Annotated in this window: 6 protein-coding genes and 1 other RNA gene; 5 read left to right on the forward strand and 2 right to left on the reverse strand. The window is 63.4% G+C overall.

Features of this window, described 5'->3' with window-relative positions:
- The first annotated feature begins 106 nt into the window (after window positions 1-106).
- Both ssrA and ACYPYD_RS26245 read left to right on the forward strand, forming a co-directional pair.
- Window positions 107-470, forward strand: a transfer-messenger RNA (tmRNA) gene (gene ssrA, locus ACYPYD_RS26240).
- 49 nt (window positions 471-519) lie between these two features.
- Window positions 520-912, forward strand: coding sequence for a GFA family protein (locus tag ACYPYD_RS26245; protein WP_375154513.1), 393 nt, complete (start codon window positions 520-522; stop codon window positions 910-912).
- A 3-nt stretch (window positions 913-915) separates the two neighbouring features.
- Here ACYPYD_RS26245 and ACYPYD_RS26250 read toward each other — a convergent pair whose 3' ends face one another.
- Window positions 916-1,191 carry a hypothetical protein gene (locus ACYPYD_RS26250; protein WP_069709114.1) on the reverse strand — a complete coding sequence of 92 codons (276 nt, stop codon included), beginning with the start codon at window positions 1,189-1,191 and terminating at the stop codon, window positions 916-918.
- A 311-nt stretch (window positions 1,192-1,502) separates the two neighbouring features.
- Here ACYPYD_RS26250 and ACYPYD_RS26255 point away from each other — a divergent pair, with 311 nt between their 5' ends.
- Both ACYPYD_RS26255 and ACYPYD_RS26260 read left to right on the forward strand, forming a co-directional pair.
- Complete coding sequence (locus ACYPYD_RS26255) at window positions 1,503-3,608, forward strand: malate synthase G (protein ID WP_459666591.1); 2,106 nt, start codon at window positions 1,503-1,505, stop codon at window positions 3,606-3,608.
- Between the two features lie 110 nt (window positions 3,609-3,718).
- The gene (locus ACYPYD_RS26260) at window positions 3,719-4,069 is read left to right on the forward strand and encodes a hypothetical protein (protein WP_008830426.1); all 351 of its coding nucleotides are present in this window, start codon (window positions 3,719-3,721) and stop codon (window positions 4,067-4,069) included.
- Here the strand turns inward: ACYPYD_RS26260 and ACYPYD_RS26265 are convergent.
- Window positions 4,066-4,452, reverse strand: coding sequence for a winged helix-turn-helix transcriptional regulator (locus ACYPYD_RS26265; protein ID WP_008830427.1), 387 nt, complete (start codon window positions 4,450-4,452; stop codon window positions 4,066-4,068). The genes ACYPYD_RS26260 and ACYPYD_RS26265 overlap by 4 nt on opposite strands.
- Before the next feature lie 99 nt (window positions 4,453-4,551).
- On the opposite strand from ACYPYD_RS26265, the gene ACYPYD_RS26270 reads away from it, so the two are divergent.
- Window positions 4,552-5,325, forward strand: a complete 774-nt coding sequence (locus ACYPYD_RS26270; RefSeq protein WP_459666593.1) for an SDR family oxidoreductase — start codon at window positions 4,552-4,554, stop codon at window positions 5,323-5,325.
- Window positions 5,326-5,356 lie beyond the last annotated feature (31 nt).

The following is a 5,356-nucleotide window of genomic DNA, read 5'->3' on the forward strand; positions in this document are numbered from 1 at the left end:
CCCGACCACCCTTAGGGTACTATCGTTGGGTGGTCGGGTGGGGGCGTGGGCCGGTGCCGCAACGGGAATGCCCAGCATGGGCATTCCCCAAACAACTCATCCACTTTCACTTCACATTCAGGCGGGAGCCCCTATATGGGCTCCTGCCGGCCTCGGTCGGCTATGAGGATAAATTGCCCCGTGCAATAGACGCAGCGGACCCGGGGGCGGTACCCGGCGGCTCCACCATCACCCGTTTCCATACGGGAACAACCCTGTTGTCGCAGGGGTGATGACGGGGCCGAACTAGGATCGACGTGTGTTGAAAAGCGGTGTTTTCTTCCGGGCTGAGTAACCCGTTCAAGGCTCAAAACTCATAAGTGCCAACGACAACGAAGCACTTGCTCTCGCGGCGTAATTCTAGGGGCTAACGCCCTGAAGTTACAAAGTTAGAACACGGTTGGACCCACCGGGTAACAGAAGCGGATTCCGGGGGCTGGGGGCGAGCCTATCAACAGAATCGCCCCACCTCTCCGCTCCATGCCCGGCTTGCGGCCGCTTCACGGAAAGGATGGTTCGGCCATGACATTTTCAGGCAGCTGCCATTGCGGCAAGGTGACGTTCTCGGTCTCCGGAGAAATTCCTGCCGAGGCAATGAGTTGCAATTGCTCACATTGCCGCCGCAAGGGATTCCTCCTTGCCTTCGTCCCGCACGAGGCCCTGACGATCGGGAGCGGGGCGGATGATCTCGTCGAGTATCGCTTCAACCGGCACGTGATCGGGCACCAGTTCTGCCCGACCTGCGGGGTTGAGGCCTTTGCGCGAGGAGAGGGGCCCGACGGCGCGAAGATGGCGGCGATAAACTTGCGCTGCGTGCCGGACGCCGACCTTGACGCGCTGACGGTCAAAAAGATCGACGGGGCGAATTTCTGACAGTTACGCGGCCTTTCGCTCGACCCCATGGTCGGGAGAGGAGGCTTGTGCCTTCGCAAGCAGCGCGGCCTTCTCGAACTTGATGCAGTCGAGAATCTTGGCGCCGGCCATGAACACGGCGCCGGTGCAAGCCAGGAACAGGAGCTTGCCACCGAATCCGGGGAACCGGGTAAGGTACACACTGCCACGCTCCACCGCGCCCAGCGCGAGGGCGTAGATGATCATGTAGGCTTCCCAGTTGCTCTTGATCACGAACAGGCGACCGACTTTCCGGAGCATTTTCATCCCTTTGTTCTGGTCACAGTTCAGCAACGTTCGTGCCAACCGCGCGTTCCCGCCGAGTCTCGTGCTTAACGAAACCTTGAATGTAAGGGTTTCCGACGATTAATAAATCAGGACGGGCCCGTAAAAGGTGTCCCGCGTCGCAACCGACTGATGGATGACGATACTTTCGGCGCGGTTGCCAAGGCCGCGCGCATCGGCCATAGGGCTCACATCCTTCCCCAGGGCAGTTTTGGTATTTGACGAGAGCGTGGCACGATACCCGTGCGCGTTCCAAACCATTGCGAGGCCAAAGGGTGAAGATGGCAATGACTGACAGAGTTGATCGTTCGGGGCTGCAGGTCGATGCGGGGCTGGCAAAGTTCGTGGAGGAGCAGGTTCTGCCCCCGATCGGACAGGATGCTGCCGGCTTCTGGCAGGGCTTCGCGTCGCTCGTGGCCGAGTTTGCGCCGCGCAATCGCGCACTCCTCGACAAGCGCGATTCGCTTCAGGCCCGGATCGACGAGTGGCACCTTGCGCGAGCGGGCAAGCCGATCGACCAGGCCGAGTATCAGGCCTTCCTGCGCGAGATCGGCTATCTCGTGCCCGAACCGGCCGACTTCACCATCGGCACCCAGTGCGTCGATCCCGAAATCGCGACGATGGCCGGGCCGCAACTGGTCGTGCCCGTGCTCAACGCGCGCTTTTTGCTGAACGCCGCCAATGCTCGCTGGGGCAGCCTTTATGACGCCTGGTATGGCACCGATGCGCTCGACGCCGCGCCCGCGCAGGGGCCGGGCTACGACGCGGTGCGCGGCACCGCAGTCATCGCGGCGGGTCGGGCGTTCCTCGACCGGGCGGTGCCGCTGAAGGCAGGCTCGTGGGCTGATCTGGCAGATGTCGATACAGTCGAAATCGCCGACGCGTCGCAGTTCATCGGTCGTACCGTCAAGGGCCTGCTGTTCGCCAACAACGGGCTCAACATCGAAGTCGTCGTCGATGCGGCCAGCCAGGTCGGCAGCACGGACAAGGCTGGTATCGCTGACATCGTCCTTGAAGCCGCGCTGACCACCATCGTCGATCTCGAGGATTCGGTCGCGGCGGTCGATGCCGAAGACAAGATCGCCGGCTATTCCAACTGGCTTGGCATCATCCGGGGCGACCTGACCGACACCTTCGAAAAAGGCGGCCGGACGCTCACGCGCGAACTGGCGGCCGACAAGACGGTGACGCTTGCTGATGGGGCCGAGAAGGCGCTGTCCGGCCGCTCGCTGCTGTTCGTGCGCAATGTTGGTCACCTCATGACCAACCCGGCGATTCTGCTGCCCGATGGCTCGGAAATTCCCGAGGGTGTCATGGACGCGGTGATCACCAGCGCGATCTCGACGCAGGACGTCAAGGGGCTGGCGAAGTACGGCAACAGCCGCGAGGGCAGCATCTACATCGTCAAGCCCAAGATGCATGGGCCTGAGGAGTGCGCCTTCACCAACGCGCTGTTCGATGCGGTGGAGGACCTGCTTGGCCTTTCGCGCCACACGATCAAGGTCGGCGTGATGGACGAGGAGCGCCGGACTTCAGCCAACCTCGGTGCCTGCATCGAGGCGGTGAAGGACCGTATCGTTTTCATTAACACCGGCTTCCTCGACCGTACCGGCGACGAGATCCACACCTCGATGAGGGCGGGCCCGATGATCCGCAAGGCCGCGATCAAGGGTTCGGCTTGGATCGCCGCTTACGAGAAGCGCAACGTCGCCATCGGCCTGCGGCATGGTCTTTCCGGCGTGGCGCAGATCGGCAAGGGTATGTGGGCGGCGCCCGACATGATGCGCGACATGATGGAGCAGAAGATCGGCCACCCGAAGACCGGCGCTAACACTGCCTGGGTGCCGTCGCCGACCGCTGCGACACTCCACGCGATGCATTATCATCAGGTCGATGTCTTTGGCCTGCGCGAGGGCATCGCCAATGAGGACATTCCGGGCCTCGACCTGCTGCTCTCCGTCCCGCTGGCCGAAGGTACCAACTGGTCCGAGGAGGAAGTGCGCGAGGAACTCGACAACAACGCGCAGGGGCTGCTGGGCTACGTCGTGCGCTGGATCGACCAGGGCGTCGGCTGCTCCAAGGTGCCGGACATCAACGATGTCGGGCTGATGGAGGACCGCGCGACACTGCGCATCTCCAGCCAGCACATGGCGAACTGGCTGCTGCACGGTGTCTGCTCGAAGGAGCAGGTCATGGAATCGCTGCAGCGCATGGCCGCCAAGGTCGATGCGCAGAATGCGGGCGATCCGCTCTATGAACCGATGGCGGGCAATTGGGACACCAGCATGGCCTTCCAGGCGGCCTGCGACCTGGTGTTCAAGGGCGTCGAGCAGCCGAGCGGCTATACTGAGCCGCTGCTGCATGCCTGGCGCCTGAAGAAGAAGGCGGCCTGATCCACGGTCCCGGCCCGCCGTGAAGGCGGGCCGGGATGTTAAAGGCGATTTAACTCCGTTTTAGGCATTCATCCCGTATAATCGGACCCGGTTCTTTGCAGGGAGCGGGCATGTTCATTCACCGTCAGCGGATGGAAACGCGCACGATGCTGGCCATCAAGGCCAACATCCGCATCGGTAGCCGCGTTGCCGAGGCGACGCTGGCCAATGCCTCTTCGCGCGGTGTGCTGGCGCTGGTCGATGCACCTCCGGCACGCGGCGTCGCGGTAGAGCTTGTCGTCGGCGATCAGGTGATCAAGGGACAGGTCCGCTGGCGCGCGCATGACCGCTGCGGCATCGCGCTCAAGGAAACCATCGATGTTGCCGAACTGATTGAGGGCAAGGCCGTCCCGGTCGTCTACGTGCCGGAGCGACTGGCCCGGCGCAGCGCGATGGAACTGCTGCGCAGCCTCCTGAATTAACGTGCGTCGAATTCCTCTCGCGCGCGTTCGACGCGCTCGAGGTTCGCTTCCGCCCACATCCACACGCCGCAGAACGCTTCGCTGAGGGTTTCGCCCAGCGGGGTTAGGGCATAGTCCACTCGCGGCGGGACTACGGGATGGACGGTGCGAGTCAGCATCCCGTCCCTCTCCATGCGGCGCAGCGTCTGGGTCAGCATCTTCTGGCTGATGTCGGGCACGGCGCGGGCCAGTTGGGTGAAGCGCTGCACGCCGTTTTCCTCGAGCACTTCGAGCAGGATCATCGTCCACTTGTCCGCCACCCGCCCGATCAGCTCGGTGACGAGCGCTTCCACGCGCGGGTCGATGTGCTCGCAGTTCTTGTCGGGGGCGGGACGGGCAGCCATTGGGTCACTCTCTTTCGGGTAAGTATAAATCTTTTGGGTGCCTTCTTTCGAATAGAATGTGGAGTGCTAGATCGATGGCGTCAACCAAGGAGTGTCCCCATGAAGACCACCGGAAACACCATCCTCATCACCGGCGGCGGCTCGGGCATCGGCGAGGCGCTGGCCCGGCGCTTCCATGATGCGGGCAATATCGTCATCGTCGCCGGGCGCCGTCTCGACGCGCTGGAAGCCGCCTGCGCGGGCCGCGCGAACATGCATGCGATCACGCTCGACGTGGAAAGCGCCGCAGGCGTCGCCGCGTTCGCCCCAGAAGTGCTGGAGAAGTTCCCGGCGCTCAACGTGCTGGTCAACAATGCCGGCATCATGCGCTACGAGCGGCTGGACCGCGCCCGCGACTTGTCGGACGCCGAGGCGACGATCACCACCAACCTGCTCGGCCCGATCCGGCTCATCGACGCGCTGGTGGATCATCTCGTGGCCAGGGGCGACGGGGCGATCGTCAACGTCACGTCGGGCCTCGCCTTCGTGCCGCTGCCGGGCACGCCGACCTACAATGCGACCAAGGCTGCGATCCACAGCTACACGATGTCGCTTCGCGAGATGCTGCGTGACAAGGTCGAGGTTATCGAACTGGCACCGCCCGCCGTGCAGACCGACCTCACCCCCGGGCAGAGCACGCGCGAGGGTTACCAGCCGCTCGGCGAGTTCGCCGATGAGGTCATGGCACTTTTCGCGCAGCAGCCGACGCCCGAGGAAGTGCTGGTCGAGCGCGTGAAGCCGCTGCGCTTCGCGGAAGTGCAGGGCACCATTGCGCAAGTCATGGCTCACATGAGCGCGATGACCCGCAAGATGTTCGAGCAGCTCGGGTTGTGAAGCCGTCGTCGTCCCGGGTTTGGCCCGGGAC

It is taken from the genome of Novosphingobium sp. 11B, from assembly GCF_054589055.1.